The organism is Roseiflexus sp. (assembly GCF_057785375.1).
Genome location: NZ_JBYNRX010000051.1, coordinates 1 through 22,667 on the forward strand (window position 1 = coordinate 1; position 22,667 = coordinate 22,667).

General features: G+C 61.2%; 14 protein-coding genes. 5 read left to right on the plus strand and 9 right to left on the minus strand.

Annotation, left to right across the window (positions count from 1 at the left end; all coding sequences use genetic code 11):
- Positions 1–26 precede the first annotated feature (26 nt).
- The 4 genes from AC3EA7_RS08850 to AC3EA7_RS08865 all read right to left on the minus strand — a co-directional run bounded on the left by AC3EA7_RS08850 (position 27) and on the right by AC3EA7_RS08865 (position 8,390).
- Positions 27–2,861 carry an FtsX-like permease family protein gene (locus tag AC3EA7_RS08850; protein ID WP_488613681.1) on the minus strand — a complete coding sequence of 945 codons (2,835 nt, stop codon included), beginning with the start codon at positions 2,859–2,861 and terminating at the stop codon, positions 27–29.
- 15 nt (positions 2,862–2,876) lie between these two features.
- Positions 2,877–4,478, minus strand: coding sequence for an HlyD family efflux transporter periplasmic adaptor subunit (locus AC3EA7_RS08855; protein ID WP_488613682.1), 1,602 nt, complete (start codon positions 4,476–4,478; stop codon positions 2,877–2,879).
- Between the two features lie 579 nt (positions 4,479–5,057).
- Entirely contained in the window at positions 5,058–7,850 is a 2,793-nt protein-coding gene (locus AC3EA7_RS08860; protein ID WP_488613683.1) for an ABC transporter substrate-binding protein, read from the minus strand.
- 399 nt (positions 7,851–8,249) lie between these two features.
- On the minus strand, positions 8,250–8,390 hold the full coding sequence (locus AC3EA7_RS08865) for a hypothetical protein (protein ID WP_488613684.1): 141 nt from the start codon (positions 8,388–8,390) through the stop codon (positions 8,250–8,252).
- Positions 8,391–8,596: 206 nt separating this feature from the next.
- On the opposite strand from AC3EA7_RS08865, the gene AC3EA7_RS08870 reads away from it, so the two are divergent.
- The 5 genes from AC3EA7_RS08870 (at position 8,597) to AC3EA7_RS08890 (ending at position 15,909) form a co-directional block, all read left to right on the plus strand.
- Complete coding sequence (locus AC3EA7_RS08870; protein ID WP_488613685.1) at positions 8,597–11,857, plus strand: S41 family peptidase; 3,261 nt, start codon at positions 8,597–8,599, stop codon at positions 11,855–11,857.
- A 295-nt stretch (positions 11,858–12,152) separates the two neighbouring features.
- Positions 12,153–13,205: an aldose epimerase family protein gene (locus AC3EA7_RS08875; protein ID WP_488613686.1), complete on the plus strand. Its 1,053-nt coding sequence runs from the start codon at positions 12,153–12,155 to the stop codon at positions 13,203–13,205.
- 268 nt (positions 13,206–13,473) lie between these two features.
- A complete protein-coding gene (locus AC3EA7_RS08880; protein WP_488613687.1) occupies positions 13,474–13,671 on the plus strand; it encodes a hypothetical protein in 198 nt (65 codons plus the stop codon).
- Positions 13,672–13,677: 6 nt separating this feature from the next.
- Positions 13,678–14,670 (plus strand): hypothetical protein, encoded by a 993-nt coding sequence (locus AC3EA7_RS08885; protein ID WP_488613688.1) that lies wholly within the window; start codon positions 13,678–13,680, stop codon positions 14,668–14,670.
- Positions 14,671–14,751: 81 nt separating this feature from the next.
- Positions 14,752–15,909, plus strand: a complete 1,158-nt coding sequence (locus tag AC3EA7_RS08890; protein WP_488613689.1) for a site-2 protease family protein — start codon at positions 14,752–14,754, stop codon at positions 15,907–15,909.
- Between the two features lie 54 nt (positions 15,910–15,963).
- Here AC3EA7_RS08890 and AC3EA7_RS08895 read toward each other — a convergent pair whose 3' ends face one another.
- The 5 genes from AC3EA7_RS08895 to AC3EA7_RS08915 all read right to left on the minus strand — a co-directional run bounded on the left by AC3EA7_RS08895 (position 15,964) and on the right by AC3EA7_RS08915 (position 22,144).
- A complete protein-coding gene (locus tag AC3EA7_RS08895; RefSeq protein WP_488613690.1) occupies positions 15,964–17,268 on the minus strand; it encodes a substrate-binding domain-containing protein in 1,305 nt (434 codons plus the stop codon).
- 54 nt (positions 17,269–17,322) lie between these two features.
- Complete coding sequence (locus tag AC3EA7_RS08900; protein WP_488613691.1) at positions 17,323–17,904, minus strand: SH3 domain-containing protein; 582 nt, start codon at positions 17,902–17,904, stop codon at positions 17,323–17,325.
- Between the two features lie 137 nt (positions 17,905–18,041).
- Positions 18,042–18,833, minus strand: coding sequence for a response regulator transcription factor (locus AC3EA7_RS08905; RefSeq protein ID WP_488613692.1), 792 nt, complete (start codon positions 18,831–18,833; stop codon positions 18,042–18,044).
- A gap of 38 nt (positions 18,834–18,871) precedes the next feature.
- Positions 18,872–20,923: a PAS domain-containing sensor histidine kinase gene (locus AC3EA7_RS08910; protein ID WP_488613693.1), complete on the minus strand. Its 2,052-nt coding sequence runs from the start codon at positions 20,921–20,923 to the stop codon at positions 18,872–18,874.
- Between the two features lie 456 nt (positions 20,924–21,379).
- Positions 21,380–22,144, minus strand: coding sequence for an SDR family NAD(P)-dependent oxidoreductase (locus AC3EA7_RS08915; RefSeq protein WP_488613694.1), 765 nt, complete (start codon positions 22,142–22,144; stop codon positions 21,380–21,382).
- Positions 22,145–22,667 lie beyond the last annotated feature (523 nt).

The following is a 22,667-nucleotide window of genomic DNA, read 5'->3' on the forward strand; positions in this document are numbered from 1 at the left end:
GCCTCTCACCTCTCGCCTCTCACCTCTCAGTTCACATCCCCCAATTTCACCGCCTGGAACAACCGGATGCGCGCCAGCGAGGCGCCAAGCGCCAACAACGAGAGCATCAGCGTCACGCCGAATGCCGCATAGATGCCCGCCATACTTTCCCATGCCAGGCGCGGCGGGTAGGCGGGAACACCAGGGTACGGACCCACACCGACCTGCATGAAGGGCACGATCAGCACTGCCGCCAGCGCGCCAATGCCGCTGCCAGCAGCCAGGCCAGCGCCAATCAGCAGCAGTTGTTCCAGCAAAAGCGCCGCCGCCACTCCAAAGCCGCTCAATCCCAACGCCCGCAGCATGCCCAATTCAATCGCCCGGCGGCGCGCGGTGATGAACCCGGCGACCAGAAAGCCGAGCAGCGTCAGCGCGCCAGCCGTCAGAAACCCAATGGTCAATACGCCAAACAACCCCTGGCGCTGCGGCCGGGTCTGTTCACGCGCGATGAGTGTCGCACTATCAAGGACATCTATCACCGGGATGCCCAGACCCCGCACTCCGGCGACCACGTCCTCAATGGGAGTTGCCGGGTCGCGGGTGATCCAGACATCATACGGATATTGCCCGCCCATCTCGTCGAAAATGTAGTTCAGGTTGGCGACGATGATCGGTCCATCCTGCGGGTAGAAGCCGGGCCAGAGATCGATGACGGCAACAATGCGAAAGCGCACGTCACGCTGATCGCCATAGAGCCGCAGCGTAGCGGGCAGCGTATCGCCGACACGCAGACTATCGCCCAGCAGTTCACGGCTGACGAGCACGCCGTTCGGGTAACGAGCCAGCAAATTCATCAACCCGCCCAGCGACTCACCAGCGCCCCAGGCGCGGTCGAAGCGGGTGATCACGTTCGGAAAATCGGTCCGATCGATCCCGATCAACTGCGCCTGCCTGCCGCTTGCGCCAACGCTCACGAAAGCGTCATAGCGCCCGACACGCGCAGCGGCCCGCACACCCGGCGCCTGAAGATGCTCGCTCACCGGAACAAACAGGAAGCGCGCCTCCTCTCGAATATCGCGGCGCGGTTGCTGCGGTTGTCCGCCGGGCTGACCAGGGCGCGCACGTTCGGTGCTCTCGCCCGTCTCGAAGAGTTGGGTCATTGCGCCAACCTGATACGCAAGTTCGGTTCGCATCGCGCCATCGAGCGTATCCGCCATCGTGGAACTGTATGTTGCCAGGCTGAGCGTCAGGATCAGGAGGAGCAGAGCGCCGCGGTAATTGTCGGTCTGACGCGCCAGTGCACGCAGCGTGACCAGCAGTGCAACCCATGCCGGGAACGTCGCCAACCGCGCCAGTCCCTCCAGGATCAGTGGAATGAGGCGCAACGCCAGCAGACCAAGCGCAAAACAGAGGAGCACCGGCGTCAGTACCAGCAGCGGATTGCTGAACGGATCGGCATTCCCCTGAAACAGACTGCCGCCGGTCTGCAACTGATAAACGCCATATGCCGCCGGAATCAGGAGCAGCAGATCGAGATAGGCGCGCTGCCAGAAGGGCGGGCGCACGGCGCGCGCCGCCTGTTGCTGTTCATCCACCAGCGTGCGGCGTGTCGCCACAAACGCCGGGATCAATGCAGCAATCACGGTGATCGCCAGAACGACCAGGGCGAAGGTCAGGCTCTGCGCGCCGAGCGACAGCGGCACACCGGCGCCGGACAGATCGACATCGAGGAACGAGCGCACCCGGCTCATCACCGATGCAAAGGCAAGTCCAAGCGGCAATCCCACGGCAAGCGCCACCGCGCCGATGATCGACCACTCAACCAGGTACATCCCGAGAATCTGGGCGCTCCGAACGCCGCGCGACTTCAGAAGCGCAATCTCGCTGCTCTGCCGCCGCACGAGCAGGGCGGCGATCAGCGTCGCAAAGTAGAGCGTCAGCGCCAGGATCGGCGCGCTGAAGACGAACAGTTGCGTCGTCAACGATGCCACACGCTCCTGATAGCGCTGCAACGCCTCCGATGGTCCCTGTTCGAGACGCAACCCGGGGATGAGTCCGCTGGCGCGCGCCCGTACACTTTCGACACGGCTTAGAAGCGGCGACACTTGTGCACCGGTAACGCCTTCGCCGCTCAACCGCACAAACCAGAGCGCTTGATCGACCTCATCGCGCAGCGCCCCGGCGACAGGACCGGTAAAACTCGCTTCCGGCACAAGAATGAGATCGTTGAGGGTGTCGGGCGGGAAGAACCAGGCCGGATCGCTGCGGCTGACCGGCGCCCAGATCGCCGCCACACGCGCCTGAAGCGTCGCCGGACGTGTTCCAGAAGCGATGATCGTGAGCGTATCGCCCACGTTCACGCCAGCCTCATCGGCAAATGCGCGGGCGACTATGACGTCCAGCACGGCGCCGTCTGCTGAAGCGGGCGGCATCTGCCCATCGACAATCCGCATCCGATCATCGAGACCACTGATGAAACCGAGCGGCGCATTTTTGAGGAAGACCGCTTCACCGCCAGCAGCGAGAAAGACGCGGAGCGGCGCAGTACGGACGTGGCGTGCAAAACTGTTGACCGGCAGATCGAGACCGGGTATGCCCTCGCGCCGCAGATAGTCATCCGCCGGGGCAACGCGCTCCCACTCCAGCGGCGTATTCCATGCGCCGACGTAGCGCAGGAGCAGCGCAAACGGGGATCGCCCCTGACGCTCCTCCTGCTGCCGGATTTCGTTCTGCAACAGGCGCAGACTGGCTGCTTCGGCATATGCAGGCACGGCAGCCACGAGAGCAACGGCGGTCACTGCTGCCAGCCATGCGCAGAGCGCCAGCCCGAGGTTGGCGCGCAGGCGTTTGAGGGCAGCGGTCAATACAGAAAAAAGAGCCACTATCTGGCGCATAACTTACGATCCGACGACAATATCGCCTTCGTTCAGGCCCTCGAGGATCTCGACCCGCTCATCGGTTTCGATGCCGATCCGCACTGTCACGCGGCGTTCACGCTCCCCCTCGCGCACGATCACGAAGCGGCGTCCCTCGAATGAACGGATCGCCTCCGGCGGCAGCCAGAGCGCATTTTCCTTGCGCTCCAGTACGATGCTGACCCGCGCAACGGTGACACCCGCTTCGAACTGTTGTCCGCGCGCATCAACGACCTGAAAGCGCGTCGTAACATCACGATCCTGCACCGCGCCGCTTCCGCCCGAACCGTATGGCGCCGGCATGCGCCGAATGACTCCGGGGATCGCCAGATCGGGGCGCGAAAGCAGGCGAATCTCGACGCTCTGCCCTTCGGAGAGCAATCGCATCTGCTGTGCGCTAAGGGTCGCGGCAAATTCCAGGTTCGACGGATCGGCGACCTCGATAACCGGCTCGAAGGCGGTCACACTCGCTCCCGGCTCGAGTGCAACCGCCAGGACGGTGCCATCCTGCGGCGCAATCACACGCCCGTCGTCGACGCGACGACGCGCCTTTTCCAGCGCGCGTTCGGCGTTTTCCACGGCGCGGATTGCGCTGTTGAGGGTCTCGTTGCGCGCCTCTTCCAACGCAACTTGCGCCCGTTCGAGAGAAAGCCGGGCGTCTTCGATCGCTTTATTCTTTCCCTGGAGCAAGGTATCAATGGCGCGCTGCGCTTCCTCGACCTTCTTCTCCACTTCGCGAATGCGGACAACCTCATCATCAGCCGCGCGATCACGGGCGCGCTGCGCCTGCTCCAGGTTACGCTCGGCGTCGCGCAGGGCGCGTTCCGCCTGCGTCAGTTTCACACGATACTCTTCCTTCTGCTTCTCGGTCAGACGGTTGGGGACCAGCACCCCGTTTTCGTCTTTGATGAACGGGTTCTCCGGGTCGGTGCCGTAGCGCTGCACCCAATCCCAGTTCCAGTAGGCGACACTGTACGCCTTCTGTGTATCGGAAAGCGCTTCGGCGCTGTCGATCAGCGCTTCCTCCGCCGATGTCTTCGACCACGAAGCGTCGTCGCGCGTGGTGCGCAATTCGCGCTGCGCCGCTTCCAGGCGATCCTGCAGTTCCTTGAACAGGTCCGCCTCACCGCCGGGCAACAATCGTTCGAGGTCGCACCGGGCGCGATCGACATCGAGTTCACGTTCCTTGATCCGTTTCTCCTTCGCGAGCCGCGCGCTTGCCAGATCGCGCCGCGCCTGCGCCAGATCGTCCTCGGCGCGCCGCAACTCGTCGAGCGCCTCCTCCTGCTGGAGTTCCGCCAGAACATCGCCTTCCTTGACGACATCGCCACGACTGACGTTCACCACATTGACGCGCCCATCGCGCCGAAACGCCAGCCGCGCCATATCGACCGGCGTCGCGCGGGCGGTCACCGTAACCACCTGCTCGATAGCGCCGCGCTGAACCGTATACGTCGGACGTTCGAGCGCCGGGTCGGGCGGCAAGGGGGTGGGAGTTGGCGGCTCCTGCGCCGCCTGCGTCGTGCCACAGGCGGCGAGCAGCGCCACACAGCATATATTCATCCAGCGAATGAACCATCGCATAGCATATTAATCCTTATAGAACGCCATATCAAACGTTTGGCGTCGTTGCGAGCGAAGCGACGTCATCTCCTTGAGGAGCAGGAGGCTGCTTCAGCGCCGGTGCGCGTGTTAAGGCATAACGTGGCAGCGGGCGGAAGCCTTGCTGCTAGAGCGATCCAACCAGATGTTGCCCAATAATGGACTGTGTTGACCGTCTTGCGGCTGACGTTGGCTGCGACAGGCTCAGCCAACATCAGCCACTCTATGTCCTTGATTGTCCAGGTTGTGGTTGATCACTGTGTAAGGCGCTCCCCAAGCATTCGCTTTGCGCCCGGCGGCTGAAGCTGCGGGCTACGGCTGCGAAGCCTGCCTGCGCAGGCTCTACGGATTTCATTCATTAGCCCGCACGTCTCCGACGGGCTTGTCCCCGCTGCAACACCGCAGACGCACGCGGGGCGGGCTGACGCCCTCCCCAAACCCCGCAGGGGCTTGTACGTGCGGTGAGCACGATCCGAACCGCGTCCTCAGTGAGGGCTTCAGCCCGCACGTCCGCCCGAACGACATGTCACATTATGCCTGCTCCCCTGACAGGACCCTTGTTTATGGCGCATAGCCGGCAGGGAGCGGGCTCATCTCTTCCTCTTCGACATTATATCCCTTGTAATCTGGATCGACCTCTTTTGCACATGCTGGCGCTTTCGCATTCGCCCGGTTCATACATTCGGCAAAGGCGGTTGCAAGACGCTGCGCTTCGGCGAGTTCCTTTTCGAGGTTTGCGCCCTTCTCCGCAACGGTGCTGAGCGCTTTGAAGAACCAGTAGGGGTCGGTGTACTGGCTGTAGATGACGTTGGCATCGCTGGCATTCTGCGAAGGAATTGCCAGGGTCTCCCGAATCGCCTGGAATTGCGCGGCGCGCTCCGGCGGTATCTGTTTGAGGAACGCCTCAGATTGCGCGACCGAGCGGCGGGCGGGCATGTCGCCATACACCAGCGATGTATCGCTGGAAACGAACTTGATCCATTCCCAGCACGCCTGCGGTTGCTGCGCCCGCGCCGAAATGAAGAGTCCGCGCAGGAACAGTTCGCTCGGCGGCACGCCAGCGCCGCCGACCGGCAGCGGCGCCGCTCGAATATCGCGCTCGACCGGCGTCAGCGGAACGGCGGTCGGCGCCGGTCCGGGTCCGCCCCCTGGCTCGGCCGGTTGAATGACGACCCCTTCCTGGAATGACTCGGCATACCCGAACCACATGCCGACTCGACCGGACTGAACCAGTTCGTAGGAACGATCCTCACTGCCAAAATCGTCGCGCCGATAGATGAACTTGACCGGCGGCGCAACTTTGTGCACCATGCTCAGGTCAAGATACCAGCGAATGGCAGCGATGGTCTTGGGATCCGTGTAGTTCGGGCGCAGGTCTTTGCCCTCGCCGACCATCAGGCGCGCGCCAAACTGATTGATGAAGAAGAGCAGATCGGACTGCGGACCGCCCAGCGGTACGTATCCCCAACGTTGATCGCTCCCTTCACCTCTGGTAAGCGCCTGCGCCGCCGCCAGGAAATCGTCCGGCTTCCAGTCGGCGCGCGGCGGTTGCACGCCTGCCGCTTCAAATGCGGCATGGTTGTAGATCAGGCTGCGCATATTGACGGCATAGGGCAATCCGTAGATGCGCCCCTCGCGACTGTACTGCGCCAGCGCCGCCGGAAAGACATCATCACGCGGGAAGTTGGGGTCTGCTTCGATCAGCGGACGCAGATCGAGCAGGGCTGATTCATCATTGCCGGAGATCGAACCCGACCAGAAGAAACAGTCGTTGGTCTGCGCGAGCGTGGCAGCAGTCACCTCCTGCACTTTGGGCGTCCATTCGAACTGTTTCACCTGCACAAAAATATCGGGACGCTGATCGCGGAAGGCGCGCACAAGGCGGCGCACTTCAGCGGGATTATACCCGTAGAGACCAAACGACACGGTCGTGGCGCCGACCGGCGCTTCCTGAGGCTCTGGCGTGGCGACCACCACCGGATTGAGATTCGGCTTCGGTGTCGGCGTCAGTTCCCGCTGCGCAATCTGTTCCTGCATCTGGCGTTGCGCCTCCGCCAGCGCCTGGCGCACATTCGCCTTCGGGTCACTGATAGATGCGCTAACTGCCTGGCTCAGGGCGCCCATCACCGTATAATCGATCTGCGTGTCTGGCAGCGTCCCGCTGTTCTCTATCGCCCACCGGTACGCCTCGGCGGTCTGCGGATCGAGTTTGCTCCAGAACTCCGTTTGCTGCGCCACCGACTGCCGGGCAGGCAAACGTGAAGAAAAAGGACCGAAACTCTGCTGATCCTCGGCAACCGGTTGGCGCGTCAGCCACTCGATCCAGCGCCAGGCGGCGTCGGGGTGGGCTGTGCCGCCGCTGATGATGAATCCTTCGGTTGAACTGAAAAAGGGACCGAAGACGGCATCCTTCGGGAATGGCACGCGACCGACCGGAAAGTCCGGCGTCCATAGCGAGCCGTCGTCATTGCTGATGTAGGACAAGTCGCTCCAGATAGCGACTCGCCCTTCGCGCACCAGGCGCGTGGGGTCTTCAGCAGAGGCGCTGCGAGAATACGGTTCAACCAGCACGCTGGTGCGATACCACTCCTGCACGCGCTCGACTGCCGCGACATACGCCGGCGCGGTGAGATCCGTCTCTTCTGCCGCTGCCGTCAGTGGATTGATCCTCTGTTGATCGAGCAGCCCCAGGAGCGGTAACAGACCGCTGCTTGGTTCCATGAACCCATAGGTGAGGGTCGTCACGCCGCTGCGCTCGGTCAGGCGCTCGGCGGCCGCCATCAGGTCATCCCACGTCCAGCCGAGACGCGGTTCGGGCAGATTGGCGTTCTGGAACAAGGCGCGGTTGTAGACAATCAACGGGACGCTGTGGTAGCGCGGCAGCGCCCAGACCCCGCCCTTCGCCGTGTAGCGCTCGATGGTGCCAGGGAGGAAGTCGTCGCGTTGAAACGTAGCGTCAGCGTCCATTAGCGGCTTGAGGTCGAGCAGCAGCGGCGTGCCAAACGCTTCCGGCGTCAGCGCGAATGCGGGAGCAGTATCGGCGGCAGACACGATCCGCCGCAGCATATCGAGCGGATTGGTTGGTCCTTCACTGCCCGGATCAAACATCATGATGTCATCGAGCGACACGAGCACCACCTTGATGTTGGGGTACTCCGTCTTAAAACGATCCACGAGCGGCTCGTAGACATTGCGCTCGTACTCCCACACCGCAAATGAAATGGTGACCGACTCGCTTCCCCTCGTCGGCATCGCTCCAGGGACCGCCGGAGTCGCACCGCCCGATGGCTGCGGCGCGCCACACGATGCGAGCAGTACCGTCCAGAGGGTCAACATTATCCATAGACGTCGCATGCCTTTTCCTTTCAGAATCCGCCGTGTGCAGACATTATGTAGTATAGCCAAATGCCATCACTTCGCAATGATACAGGTATGAGACATCGTGGCAGTACCGTGATCCTGAGCTAGGACGACGATGCTGTTGGAAAAGTTCCAGGCCCTTCGGGGTCTTCTCATAGGAAGATCGAGTTGGGTAGGCGAAGGCATTGCCTTCGCCTACCCGGTCGCACTTCAGTCAGCGATTACTCGGATAGGCTCTTAGACAATCTCGTGATCGGCGTTGGCTTCAACAGGCTCAGCCAACGCCACAGGTGCAAGCGTGTTTGTCTGTTATCGAAGTACGCGATCATCCTCCTGCAGGAGGATAAGGCGTACCTCAGCCAAAGCCACAGGTGCAAGCGTGTTTGTCCGGGTTTAGATTGATCTCCCTGTCAGATCGCGGCGCTGGCGGAAGGCGGCAATCGTCGGCGGATCGGTAGAGTTCGGGCGCAGGTCTTTGCCCTCGCCGACCATCAGCGCACCACATTGATTGAATGATACTGACGCACTGGACACATCATGTCGCGTTGTCAACTCCCATCAATGACAGGAGTGTAGCAGGAACAGCGTAAAGTCCCTGTTAAGAACAGCGTAACGTCTCTGTCAGCGTCTCGAGAGATGCACATATGGCTATGTTATGCATCAACTCCTACTTGTCCGCGTCGTGAGTCGCATCTATAATGGCGTGTATACGATACGCTGTAACAGAAAAGAGATCGCCCGTGACCGACGATCAGCAGACTAGCCGTCCCTATTTCCGCGCGCCTGCGATCAATCCTGCCGGCAGTCGTATTGCGTTCGTCTATGCAGGCGACATCTGGCTCGTTGATGCTGGCGGCGGGCACGCCGAACGACTGACTGCCCATCCTGCCAACCATATGCTGCCGCGCTGGTCGCCGAATGGTTCAGCCATCGCCTACACCTCATCACGCACTGGACAGGGGGACGTGTATGTGCTGCCGCTCGATGGCGGCGAGGTGCGGCGACTGACGTACCATGAGGTGCAGAGCGCCGTTGAATGCTGGTCGCCTGACGGCGCCGCCATCTATTTCACCTCGCAGCGCGAACGCCAGGGCGCGGCGATCTATCGCGTTGCCGCAACAGGCGGCACACCAATCCTCTGGATTGCGCAACCCTATGAGCGTCTCGGCACGGTCGCCGTTTCTCCCTGCGGCCGCTGGCTGGCATTCAGTCTGATGCGTGACCCCTGGTGGCGACGGGGACCGAATCCGTATGGCGGCGCAGAACTCTGGCTGGTGTCGAATGCGCCCGATGCTGATGATTTCTATCAGTTGAGCGATGCGCCTGGCATGAATTACTGCCCGATGTGGTCGCCCGACAGCCAGGCGATCTTCTTCGTTTCTGATCGCGACGGAAGCGAAAATCTGTGGGTTGCGCCACGCGAGGGCGGCGCCGCAGAGCGCATCACTGCCTTCAACGACGGACGCCTGCTCTGGCCCTCGATCAGCGCCGATGGCAGAATCATCGCGTTCGAGCGCGATTTTGGCATCTGGACGCTTGATCGTGAATCCGGCGCCATCACGCGCGTCCCGATTCAGGTGCGCCAGGATACGAAGATAACCCCGGTTCGGGTGCAGACCTATACGCGCGATGTCGGCGAACTGGCGCTCTCGCCGGATGGGAAGAAGGTTGCATTTGCCGTGCGCGGCAAGATTTTCGCCGACTTCGCCGATAAAGAAACCGAGCGCGATCAGCGCCAGGGACCGGCGTATCGCGTGTCGCAGACGGCGTTCCGCGACAGCGACATCGCCTGGTCGCCCGACAGTCGTTGCCTGGTGTATGTCTCAGACCGCCACGGCGACGAAGAGGTGTATCGCTACTATTTCCCCACGCGCTGCGAAACGCGCCTGACGTGTGAACCCAAACGCAAGAGCGCGCCATGTTTCTCGCCTGACGGTCGCTGGATCGCATATGCAAGCGGCAATGACGAGATCCGGCTGATCAATGTCGCCAGCGGCGAGGATCGCCCATTTATTCGGGCGCACTTTGTGTTTGGCGCATCGTTCGCCTGGTCGCCCGACAGTCGCTGGCTGGCGTTCTGCGCCCAGGACGAACGCTTCTTCAGCAATCTGTATGTGCAACACATCGAAGAAGCACAGGCGCATCAGATTTCGTTCCTGAGCAATTTGCAGGCAGCAGGACCACTCTGGTCGCCCGACGGACGCTTTATTATCTTTACGACCGGTCAGTATCGCGCCGAGTCACAGATCGCACGCATCGACCTGCAACCGCTGCCGCCGGTGTTTCGCGAGGTGGAGTTTGAGCGGCTGTTCGAGGTGGAGACGGGTCTGAGACCTGACCCTTCTGGACGGGCAGGTCTGAGACCTGCCCGTACTCCCGCCCCCCCAACCCATCATGCCGACGCTGATCGTGAGCCGCAGCCGACGGACATTTCAGTTGTCGAACCTGATGCGGAGCATCCATCGGTGGAGCGCCTTGCGCCTTCCAAGGCTGCCAGAAAGCCGGCAGCGACAGAGGTCTCCATCGTTTTCAGTGGCATCGAGCGCCGGTTACATCTGTTGACGCCGCCGCAGATGGATGCGATCGCGCTGTGTATCAGCCCGGATGGACGCGATCTGGTGTGCAGCGCAACGGTTGCGGGTCGTCAGAATCTCTGGACGCTGCCACTCGACGAGCCACGCGCCGATCAGGGACCACGCCAGTTGACCAGTACGCCGGGCGCAAAATCGCATGCCTGGTTTACGCCGGACGGGAAGCATCTCTACTTCCTCGATGGCGGCACGATTGCGGTGCGCAAGTTCCCGAAGGGGGAACAGACAACGCTGGCGGTATCGGCGGAGGTGATCATCGATTTCGCTCAGGAAAAGCGGCAGATGTTCGAGGAATGCTGGCGCTTGCTGCGCGATTGCTTCTACGACGAGCGGTTTCGCGGCATCGATTGGGAAGCGATGCACGAGCGATATGCGCCGCTGATTCAAGGGGCGCAAACGTCCTACGAAATATACATCCTGATAAACCTGATGGTCGGCGAGCTGCGGTCTTCGCACGTTGGATTGTTCAGAAGCGACGGGAATGGCGGCCAGGACGGCTATCTCGGTCTCATCTTCGATGCGGTCGACTATCTACACCGTGGTCAATTCCGCGTTGCTCACGTCATTCCCGACGGTCCGGCGGCCATCGCGCACAACGGCGCGATCCAACCAGGCGATGTGGTGCTGGCGGTCAACGGCGTTCCACTGAAGCCCGATACATCACTCGATGCATTGTTGCAACGCACCGCCGGACGGCGGGTTACCTTGCGGGTGGCCGCTCCCTCCGGCGAGCAGCGCGAGGTCGAGGTGCGCCCGATTTCGGCTGAGCAATATGACTGGTTGCGCTATCGAGCATGGGTTCTGGAGAATAAACAGATCGTCCATCAAGCGAGTGATGGACGCATCGGATACGTGCACATTCGCAAGATGAGCTACGATGCCTACCAGCAGTTCCTTACCGATCTCGACGTCGAAATGCACCATAAAGACGGGCTGGTTGTCGATATCCGCTTCAATTCGGGCGGGCATACCGCAACCTTTATCCTTGATGTCCTGATGCGTCGCAGCATCTTGCTCAGCGCATTCCGCAATCGTTCCGTCGCCGACTCGTCGCACATCCTTGGCAACCGTGTGTTAAACAAGCCAACGGTTCTCGTGACGAACGAGTCGTCGAGTTCCAATGCAGAAACGTTCAGCGAGTCGTACCGGCGCCAGGGTCTCGGAAAGGTTGTCGGAAGACCAACAGCCGGCACTGTCATTGGCACATTCACCCGGCGCCTGATTGACGGGGGATCGCTCCGGCTCCCTCAACTGCGCGTCACGACACCTGAAGGTGAAGACCTGGAGGGTCGCGGTCGGCCGGTGGACATTGATGCGCCCCTGAGATTGGGAGAGTGGCGCTATGGGCGTGATGCACAACTCGAGGCGGCGGTGCGCGCGCTGCTCGCAGACCTCGACGCGGAGCGTTGACGGTGCAGCCATCTCCCCACATGCCGGAGGTTGCTTCAGCCGCCGCTGCCCCTCGCTGAACCCGTGGCAGGCTGATGCTGCGGCAAACACGCCGACGCGCCTGACGATGACAGCGAACCGCCGACTCGAATGTCTGGATGCTTCTAATGAGGAAGATCAATCTCAACCAAGACGAACACGCTTGCGCATGCGGCGTTGGCTTCGACAGGCTCAGCCAATGCCGATCACGAGATTGTCTCATATCCGGTTGATCCTCATAAGGGAACCTTTTTGAGCAACTGCACAGAGAGCACTCATGAGCATCACACGCGAACCCTTCGGATCGATTGATGGTCAGACCGTCGAGCGCTTCACGTTGCGCGGCGCACAAGACATCGAAGCGCAGGTCATCACCTATGGCGGCACACTTGTCTCACTGCGCGCCCCAGACCGGCAGGGACGGCCGGGGGATGTCGTCGTCGGTTTTGACACCCTGGCGCCTTACCTGAACAACCCGGCATACATCGGCAGCCTGATCGGGCGTGTCGCCAACCGGATCGCCAATGGCGTCTTCTCGCTTGGCGGAACAACATACCGCCTGGCGCGCAACCACGGCGCACACCATCTCCACGGCGGAGTCATCGGCTTCGATAAGGTTATCTGGCAGGCGCGCCCTATTGCCGATGCGGCTGAACCGGCGCTGAAACTGACGTACTTCAGCCGCGATGGCGAAGAGGGGTATCCGGGGAATCTGAGCGTGACCGTGACCTATACGTTGACTGCTGAGGGGGCGCTGCGCATCGACTATCACGCGACGACCGACCGCGCAACGGTAGTCAATCTGACGAACCACGCCTATTTCAACCTGAGCGGCGCCGCGAACATTCTGCACCACGAGGTGCAGTTGTTTGCCGATCATTTTTTGCCGGTCGATGCATCGCTCATCCCAACCGGCGAGATTCGCGCCGTGCGCGGCACGGTCATGGACTTCACCACACCGACCCTGATCGGCGCGCGCATCCACGCCGATGATGAGCAACTCCGCAACGGTCTTGGCGGGTATGATCACACGTGGGTGATCGATAGCGCCGACGGCGCATTGCGCCATGCCGCGCGGCTGGTCGATCCGGCGAGTGGGCGCGCGCTCGATGTGCTGACCACCCAACCCGGCATGCACCTGTATACCGGCAATTCCCTCGACGGAACCCTCACCGCGCGCAACGGTCACGTTCTGACGAAACACGCCGCCCTCTGCCTGGAAACCCAGCACTTCCCCGATTCGCCGAACCATCCGCAGTTCCCTTCGATAGTTCTCAATCCCGGCGAGGCCTACCGGCATACGACCGTGTTTCGCCTGTCAGTTGCATAACGGCGGTCAATGCGCGTCTCTGCGGGTATGCGTCGCGCAACGTGCGCGGCGCGTGCGCTGCCATGCCGGGGTTCGATCGCTGGCGCATGCGGTTTCCTGTCCTCATCTCAATCTGGTGCAATCGCCTACCGGCATACGCCACAAAACTGTGGTACTATACACGCATGCCGACAGTTCATAGTATCCGGTGAGAAGCGCCCGATTCTGGCAACTGCCGCGACGGTGACGGGATGCGTTTGCGACAGAGCAGGAGGCAACCGAAATCATCATGGATGCATTGACTCCCGATGAGCAGGAAATCCTTGACGGCCTCTTCGTAAAGTCGCAGATGCCCGGCTACGATCCCATGCTCGATACCACCGAAGAAGAGCGCTGCATCGCCGCCAAGTATATCGTTATCTGTCTCCAGCAACTTGCTGCGCTGGGGGTTCGTTCGCAGATCGTCATCTCCGGTAATGATGATTGACCCTGAATGTTTGATGTTCTGCGCCGTTTTCTGAATAGCATACGTCCGCCTCGCTCCGCCTCACCGTCTTTGCTTCCGGCGCAGACGCCGGCGTTGCCGGTCGAACCTGTTTCCCCTCGCGTGCTGATGATTGTGCACAACCCGCCGGTTGCGTCTGAAGGCGGGCGCCGCCTGACCGAGATTTTCGGCTGGAACGACCCGGACCGCCTGGCGCATCAGTACATCGCCGATCTGGAACAGGCGAGCGGCGGATATGTGCGTTATCGCATTGTCGAACGCATCGACGCCGACTGGTTCCCGCGCAAGATCGACGGGTTTCGCTACACTGGCGAGAGTTATGTCGCAGCCTGGCGATCACGCCGGATGCACGAACCCGACCGGATCGACTATGAGGCGCAGGTTGCGGCGTTCGACCTGATCGGGCGGTACGAACGCGGCGAGATGGATGAGGTCTGGTTCTTCGCCTTTCCGTATGCTGGCGATTATGAATCGACGATGGTCGGGCGCGACGCATTCTGGTGCAACTCGCCGCCGGTGCCGAACACCGACCACTGCTCTAGACGATTTGTCATTATGGCATTCAACTATGAGCGCGATGTTGATTGCATGCTGGAGAATTTCGGCCACCGCGTCGAGTCGATCATGAGCCGCGTGTTTGCCGGGCATCCGCCGGAGCAGAACCTGTGGAACGTGTTCACGCGCTACGACAAAACCTATCCCGGACAGGCGCACTGCGGCAATGTGCATTTCGCCCCCAACTCCGAGCGCGATTATGATTGGGGCAACCCGCGTCCGGTCATCAGTTATTGCGATGATTGGCTGACATTCCCCGACATGCCAGGACGCCCCCGTTGGGTCGATTGCCGGGAATGGGGCAGCGGCGATATGCGCCTCCATCATCTCTGGTGGCTCGGTCATCTGCCGCGGGTCGGCGGCGAGACGTTCGGCGTCAGCAATAACTGGTGGTCGTATGTAATCGATCCAAATCGGGTAGCATGACGTACCGGATTATGAGAGGTTTTTGGAGCGGGTGGGATAGCCTTGGGGATTATAGGGAATTGATCCAGTGGGAGAAGGACTATGAGATGGTCATTTCGGATTGCACAGGTCGCCGGCATCGATATTAAGATTCACCTGACGTTCTTCCTGATCGTCATTCTCGGTGCAATTGCCGGCGGAGTATCGTATGGCGCGGTTGGCGCAGCATTTGGCGCGTTGTTGATCCTGCTGCTGTTTCTCTGCGTGACGCTGCACGAATTAGGGCATGGCATTGCAGCACGCGCTTTCGGCATACCGGTGCGCGAGATCATTCTGCTGCCGCTTGGCGGTCTGGCGTTGCTTGGGCGCAACCCGTCGAAAGCATGGCACGAACTGGTCATCGCCGCCGCCGGGCCGCTGGTCAATGTGATCATCGCTGCCGTGCTGCTGCTGGCAACCGGAACGGCGGTTGCGTTTGGCATCTTTGACCTTAACAACCTGGAGATCGGGCGGGGAGCGTTTCCGGCGCCGTCGATCCAGGGATTGACGCTCTGGCTGTTGCAGGCCAATATCCTGCTGGTGATCTTCAACATGATCCCGGCGTTTCCGCTCGACGGGGGGCGCATTCTGCGTTCGGTGCTGGCGATGATCATCGGCTTTCGCCGCGCCACGCGCATTGCGACGTTCCTTGGTCAGGGGATAGCCATCGTGATGGGCATTCTGGGCATCATCAGCGGCAACTTCCTGCTGGCGCTGGTTGCTGTGTTTATCTTTCTCGGCGCAGGTCAGGAGAATGCCGAGGGACAGGCGCGCACCATGCTCGACACCATGCGCGTCGGCGATGCGTACAACCGTCACGCTCTCACCCTCGACATTGGCGACCGTGTAAGCAAAGTCGTCGATTACATTCTGACCAGCTACCAACCCGATTTCGCGGTCATGCAGAACCATCGTCTGGTTGGCATTGTGACGCGCGAAGATGTGCTGCGGGCGCTGGCGAGCGACACACGCGATCTGTATGTCACCGGCATCATGCAACGCGAGTTTGTGCGCGTCCCGTCGAGCGCAACCCTCGATGAGGTGCGCCAGGTGATGAGCGCCCAGGGGACGCGCGTCGTCGCCGTGTACGAAGGAGAAATCTACCTGGGGTTGGTCAGCATCGAGGATATTTCCGAAGCCTACGCGGTGCTGTCGTACCTTGAGCGCCAGCAGGAAGCGCGCCGCGCACAGATGGCGCGTGATGTGAGCGGCGGTGCGTAGGATGGCATATACATATCCATCATAGGGAGGCGTTGCAATGCAACGCCTCCGCTTTTACCGACGGCGACGGCGACGCGCCAATTCCAACGCTGCCTGTAAGTTGCTGCATGTTGTCAACTGACCAAGCTTGACCCCCAGTTGCACAATGGTCTGTGCAACCTCCGGCGACATCCCCGCCAGGGTCACATGTGCGCCGAGCAGACCGGCAGCCTGCGCCGTCTGCACCAGATGATTGGCGACGCCGGTATCGATGACGGCAATGCCGGTGATGTCGATAATGACATCGTCGGCGCGCCGCTCGCCAATGGCTTCGAGGATCGACTGAGTCATCTGCACCGCACGGGTGCTGTCGATCGCACCGATCAACGGAACGATGAGCGTGCGTTCGTCAACAGGGATGATCGGCGTCGACAATTCTCGAATGGTCGAGCGCTGTGCCGCGATGATTTCTTCCTGCAATTTCTGTCGTTCGGCATTGCTCTCGATGAGATCGCGCATCATGCCGGGGAGCAGATCGAGCGCGCGCAGCGCCGACTCGGTCACAGTGTCGCGGGTAATCAATTCGCCAGGCGTGAGAATCTGCCGCTCGATTGGAGCGCCGTGCACCGCCTGGAGCACCACATCGACCGCCTGACGACCGATGCACAACGGGTCCTGGTTGACGGTCGCCAGCATATGGTTGTTGTGAATCGCGCGTAACGCTTCGGGCAGCCCGTCAAAACCGGCAACCACGACATTTCCGGTCAGATGCAGCGCCTTGAGCGCATCGATTGCGCCGAGCGCCATGGGATCATTGGCGGCAAAGATGGCGTCTATCGGCCGGCCAGAGCGCAGCCATTCCTCCGTCAGACGCCTGCCGCTGTCGCGCGTCCAATCGCCGACCGCCTGCGCAACAACCTGCACACGGGGCCATCGACTCAGCGTCTCGGCAAGCATGTCGGCGCGATGGTTGTGGGGACCGGCGATCAGGGCGATACGAAACTGATCGCCCAGATGCGCCGTGAGCAATTCTGCCATCCGTATCAATCCCTGACGTTCATCGGAACGAACGGTCGCGCTGACATACCCCTCGAGAATGCCGCCATCAACCTCGATAACCGGAATGCGCGCCAGGCGTGCCAGTTCGAGGTGCTGCGCGAAAGCGCGCGTCTCGTGCGCCGGTCCCAGGATCAGTGCATGCACCCGTCGCCGCAGCAGATCGGCAACTATGTCGATCTGCGCTTCGACAGTCGGGGCATCCTGATCAATGACCGCTACGCCGTGCTCTGCCGCACGCGCCCGCACACCATGGCGCATAATCGACCAGAAGGTGAAACGCGCGTCGTTCAGAATGCAACCAAGTGTAAGAGCAGATGTCACTGGCAGGTCTCCTGGCAGATGTTGTAGTGCGATGAATGATCGACAGGAGATGTCTCAGGGAGGTGTTGAGAGCAGCAGCGCCGATGCCCATCCTTCCGTTCCGGCGGGAACCCCTTCTCCCGACCGATCGGCTGCTGCTTGATCGACCCGTATCCGAAACCATACCTGATCGCCGACCACACGTCGCTCCAGGAAGGTGATCCTGTCCCCTGGATAGATCAGACCGACGACCGTTTCGGGTGCAACGCGCGGCTCCCGACGCAAATTACCGCCCCGAACGACTTCGCCGCTTCCAATGCCCGGCTCGGGCATGCTGCTCGGGTTGGCGACTACCTGAGCCGTTGCCGTGCGCAACGCGATACGGGTTGCCGTGCCCTGCGCCTCGACCGTTTGCGTCGCGCCGGCGACGCTGGTCAGTTGCGGCACGACCGTTCCAACATACGCGGTTGCGGTTGCGGCGAGGCGTTCCGCCTGCTGCTGACGCTCGCGAACAACCCAGACTCCGCCGAGAGCCAGCGCTCCGAGCAGAAAAGCAAACAGCATCAGATTGATAAACGCACGCAACGGACCGCCGCGCTTCGGAGCATTTGGCGCAAACAGACGGTCCCAGTCATCGGAGCGCATTGTGCGCGGCACAGACACCTCTTATACCGGTGATGAGCGATACGCAATGAGTGACAAGCAGTGTGTGTCGAGAGCCTGTGCCAATAGCGAATAGTCAGGCATCTTATTTCCTGAACAGTATAACACGATACCGCAAGGGCAGCATTCACTCACCGTTCAAAGCGACGGTGCAACGTCCGGGGATCGGTCAGGCGATACCCGACACCTCGCACGTTGATAATATACGCCGGACCGATCTTATGCCGCAGATTGTGAATATGGGTTTTGAGCAATTGTTGGGCTTCGTCGTCGGAAATAGCATACGAATCGATGTAGGCGCGCTGCACGATTTCGCGAAACGTCAGAACCTGACCACGCGCTTCTGCCAGGCAACACAACAATTCATACTCGGTCGGCGTGACCTGGATCACCCTGCTTCTAAACAGAACGCGCCGATTGAAACGATCAATCAGCAGTTCACCCACCCGCAGGTAGCGCACCTGCTCAAGAATGACACGTTCGTCTTGGGACTCGACCCCATGCGTCCGCTCATGCAAAACCGCGCGGTGCAGCGCAGAGTCATAGCGGCGCCGCATGGCCCCCTCGATGGCGCACAGGAGTTCATCCGGCTTGCACGGTTTGAGCAGATAATCGTAGACCCCGGCGCGCAACGCTTCGATCGCGGTGCCGAGCGTCCCGTAACCGGTCAACAACACAACCTCCGGCGGATCCGGCAGCCACCGTGCGGCACGCAACACTTCCAGACCATTGACATCGTTCATGCGCAGATCGGTCAGCACGACATCGTAGTCACCGCCGATATCCTCCAGGTGTTGACACGCAGTTTCACCATCGGCGACGGCCACGACATGGTAGCCAGCGCTTTCCAGAATGCGACGCAGTGACATCAATGCTGCATGATCGTCCTCAACGAGGAGAACCCGACCGTACCCCCGCACCATGACCTTGCTCTTTCAGATACGTGTGCATTATGCCTGTCTCATTCGCTATCAGCGATGAGTCTGAGTCGTTCCGCTGCATCTGTCGCCGGAAGCCTCACGATGAAGGTGGCGCCGCCGCCGGAAACGCTTTCGACCCACAGCGATCCGCCGTGCTGCTCGACGAGTTGTCGGCTGACCGTCAGACCCAATCCTGATCCATGCGGCTTCGTGGTAAAGAACGGGTCAAAAATCCGTTCTTGCAGATCGGATGCGATCCCTGGACCGGTATCTGCGATTATGATCTGCACCCATGGCATCGATGATCGTTCAGAAGTCTCCGCCACGCGAGTCATAACGTGCAAGACGCCGCCATACGGCATCGCATCGACAGCGTTCAGCACCAGGTTGAGCACCACCTGTATCAGTGCATCACGCTGCCCCGACACCTGCGGCAGCGACTGCGCCAGTGATCGCTCGACACGGATACCGTTGCCTGCCAGGGTGCTGCCGAGCAACAGGAGCACCCGCTCGATCACGGCATTGCAGTCGATCAGTTCAATCGAGCCATCACCGGGGCGATGGAGATCGAGCAGACGCCGCAGCAGCCCTGATACCCGACAGATCTCGTCGCTGAGCAGATCGAGAAACTCCGCCGATTGTGCCGCGCCCTTCGAGCGCAACAGGTACAGACAATTCTGAATCGATTGCAACGGCGTGTTGATCTCATGCGCCACGATTGCTGCCAGACGACTGGTTGTCGCCAGACGCTCATTCTGGCGCATGATCGCCTCCAGTTGCAAATGTTCGGTGATATCCACCAGACGCAGCACAACCCGCCGCGACTCATCGGCATCGCTCAGGGGAATGCTGTGAATGTCCAGAATGACCGCCGCGCCTGATGAAAGCTGCACCTGCACCCGTCCCGACGCTTTGAGTCCGCTGACAAGAGTGCGTGAGACAATCGGCGCAATTGCCGGACATACCTTATGACACGGCTTGCCAGGAAGCGTGTCCGGCAGCATCTCAAAAAAGCGGGCAAACTGACGATTGGTCGCCTGAATGACGCCATGACCATCGATCAATGCCAGTGCATCATCGAGGTTGTTCACGATGGTGTACAGCAGATCACGACTCAACTGCAGATCGGCATTCATCTGCTGAAGGCGCACATTGGCGTCCGCCAGCGCCTTCCGGTCGCGTTTGCGCTCGGTTATATCACTGATAACGCCGATTGAACCGCTTCGTTGCTGTTGCTCATCGTAGATCGTCGCCACGGTCACAGACGCAGGAAAGGTCGTTCCATCGCGCCGCAGCAGGGTAAACTCACCCTCCCATGTTCGACCGGCAGCAACAGTCGCGCGCATCTCTGCGATCAGTGCATGATCGTGTGGCTCAGCCACCAGATCGAAGACACAACGACCGATCATGTCTGTTTCGCTCCACCCGAGGATGCGTTCGGCCGACCGGCTCCAGTAGATGATTTCGCTCGAAAGGTTGGTGGCAATCACGGCCTGGCTGACGGCAGCGAGCAGGGTTGCGTGGAAACGCAGTTTCTGCTCGGCGCTGATACGCTCGGCAATCTCGCGACTCAGCATGTGATTCGCCAGGCGCACATCGGTCAGTTGCTGCTTCAGACGCTGCTGAAGGTTGATGGTACGCTGGCGTTGGACCGCCACGCAATGCCGCAATCGCGCCTCAACACGCTTTTGAGCACTGATGTCAACGGCAACGCCAATGATGAATTCAGCATCTTCCTGTTCGATGCGCCAGCGCCTCGCATCGACCAGCACTCTCGCTTCGGCGCCATCGCTGCGCTCGACGAGCAGTTCGCCACGCCACTGCCCTTCCTGCACAACCACATTGAGCGCGCGCGACACTCTGCGCCGCCAGCCGGTGTGATCCGACAGGGATGTGACGACCCTGCCAAGCATCTCTTCCCGACGCCAGCCAAAGGCGGTTTCTGCCGCTGCGTTCCAGTACACAATGATGCCAGAACAATCGGTGACCACGAGCGGTTGACCGATCGCCTCGATCAGGTGGAGGTGGGCATGCAGTTGATCCGGCACGCGACAGCCTTCGGACGCGGAGACCTGATGGAGCACGTGTGTCATAGCAGCGCCATGATACACCATTTTGGGCGTGTGTGCACAGATGGGACCGTTTCATGTTGAAGGTTGAAGGTTTGAAGGTTGCAGGTAGGGGCGCCGCTGGCGCGCCCGCACGACGGTGCGCCCGCACGTGACACGCATTGCGCGTTGAACGTGGGGAGACGGAAGGTGGGGGCGCGCCGCTGGCGCGCCCGCCCCCCGCGCCGCCGTGCGCCCACGTCGCCTGTGGTCCGCGGGACGGTTGCAGGTAGGGGCGCGCCGCTGGCGCGCCCGCACGACGGTGCGCCTGCGCCTGGGATGCGCGTTGCCCGTTCCACGTGCGAAGGCGGAAGGCAGGGGCGCGCCCACTCGACCCCTGAGGTCTCCGCCGTGGACCGGTCTTTGTGCTGGAACGTCGCTAACGGCGCGATCCCCGCCTGCGGCACACCCGTCACCCGACCTCATGGGTCTTGGGGTGCGCTACCGCGGACCCATGCGGAGCGCGCCATCCAGACGGATGGTTGTGCCGTTCAGCATCGGGTTCTCGACGATGTGCTGCACCAATGCGGCAAACTCCGCTGGCCGACCCAGGCGCGACGGGAAGGGAACCTGCTGCGCCAGCGCCGTGATCGCCGCCTCTGGCAACCCCGCCAGCATCGGCGTGTCAAAGGTTCCCGGAGCAATGCCGACAACTCGAATCCCGTGTCGCGCCAGTTCACGCGCCAGCGGCAACATCATGCCGGCCACGCCAGCCTTCGAGGCGCTGTACGCCGCCTGCCCGATTTGCCCCTCGAATGCCGCAATCGAAGCGGTGCAGACGATCACGCCGCGCTCGCCGTCGTTGTTGGGGGTGTTGCCCGCCATCACTGCGGCAGCCAGCCGGATAGCGTTGAACGTGCCGATCAGGTTCACCGCGATTACGCGCGTGAACCGTTCGAGCGGCAGTGGTCCTTCTTTGCCCAGCGTGCGTTCCGCCGTAGCGATGCCCGCGCAGCAGACCAGCACGCGCAAGGCGCCATCGCGCGCGGCTGCCTCGACCGCTGCCTGCATCTGTTCGGCGTCGGCGACATCGGCGGCGACGAAGCGCGCCCGTTCACCGAGTTCCGTCGCCAGCGCCGCACCCGCCTCACGGTTGACATCCACAATCGTCACGGTTGCGCCGAGCGCCGCCAGATGGCGCGCCACACCTGCGCCCAACCCCGACGCGCCGCCGGTGATCAGGGCGCTGTTTCCTGCGATATGCATGGAGTGCTCCTTTCAAAATAAGCCCTCATAGAGGCGCAAAGACGCAAAGGCGCTTCAGTATGAAGCTATCGATGGTAGATTACCCCCTGCGCACTCCGTTCGATCAGGCATCTTTCCTGTCGAATCACACAAAGGCGCAGAGGCGCAAAGATCTCTCAGCACGCAGCTACCGATGGTAGATTGTACACCCTTGTTGCGTGGTAGTGTCATACGGCAGTTTTGTGCGACCTGTGGAGATGTGTATCTCAACGCCGCCCGCCTGGATGTTTCCATCAGGGCGCCCACAGCTCTCAAGGGTAGCGTTCTTCAGGAGCGAGGTGCGTTTTCCGCGTCTCGAAACCTTTTTCTTCCTCACCCCATGCCCCCTCTCCAGCCCTGCTGGAGAGGGGGATTTGAGGCATTCTGATGATCAAAAACAGGTGATGCAACGTAAGGGTTTGCCAGACAAATCCATACCTGTGAGGACGCCCACAGGGGGGCGCCCCGACCATCGCGCATCCCCAGCGACGACCGGGCAGAACCA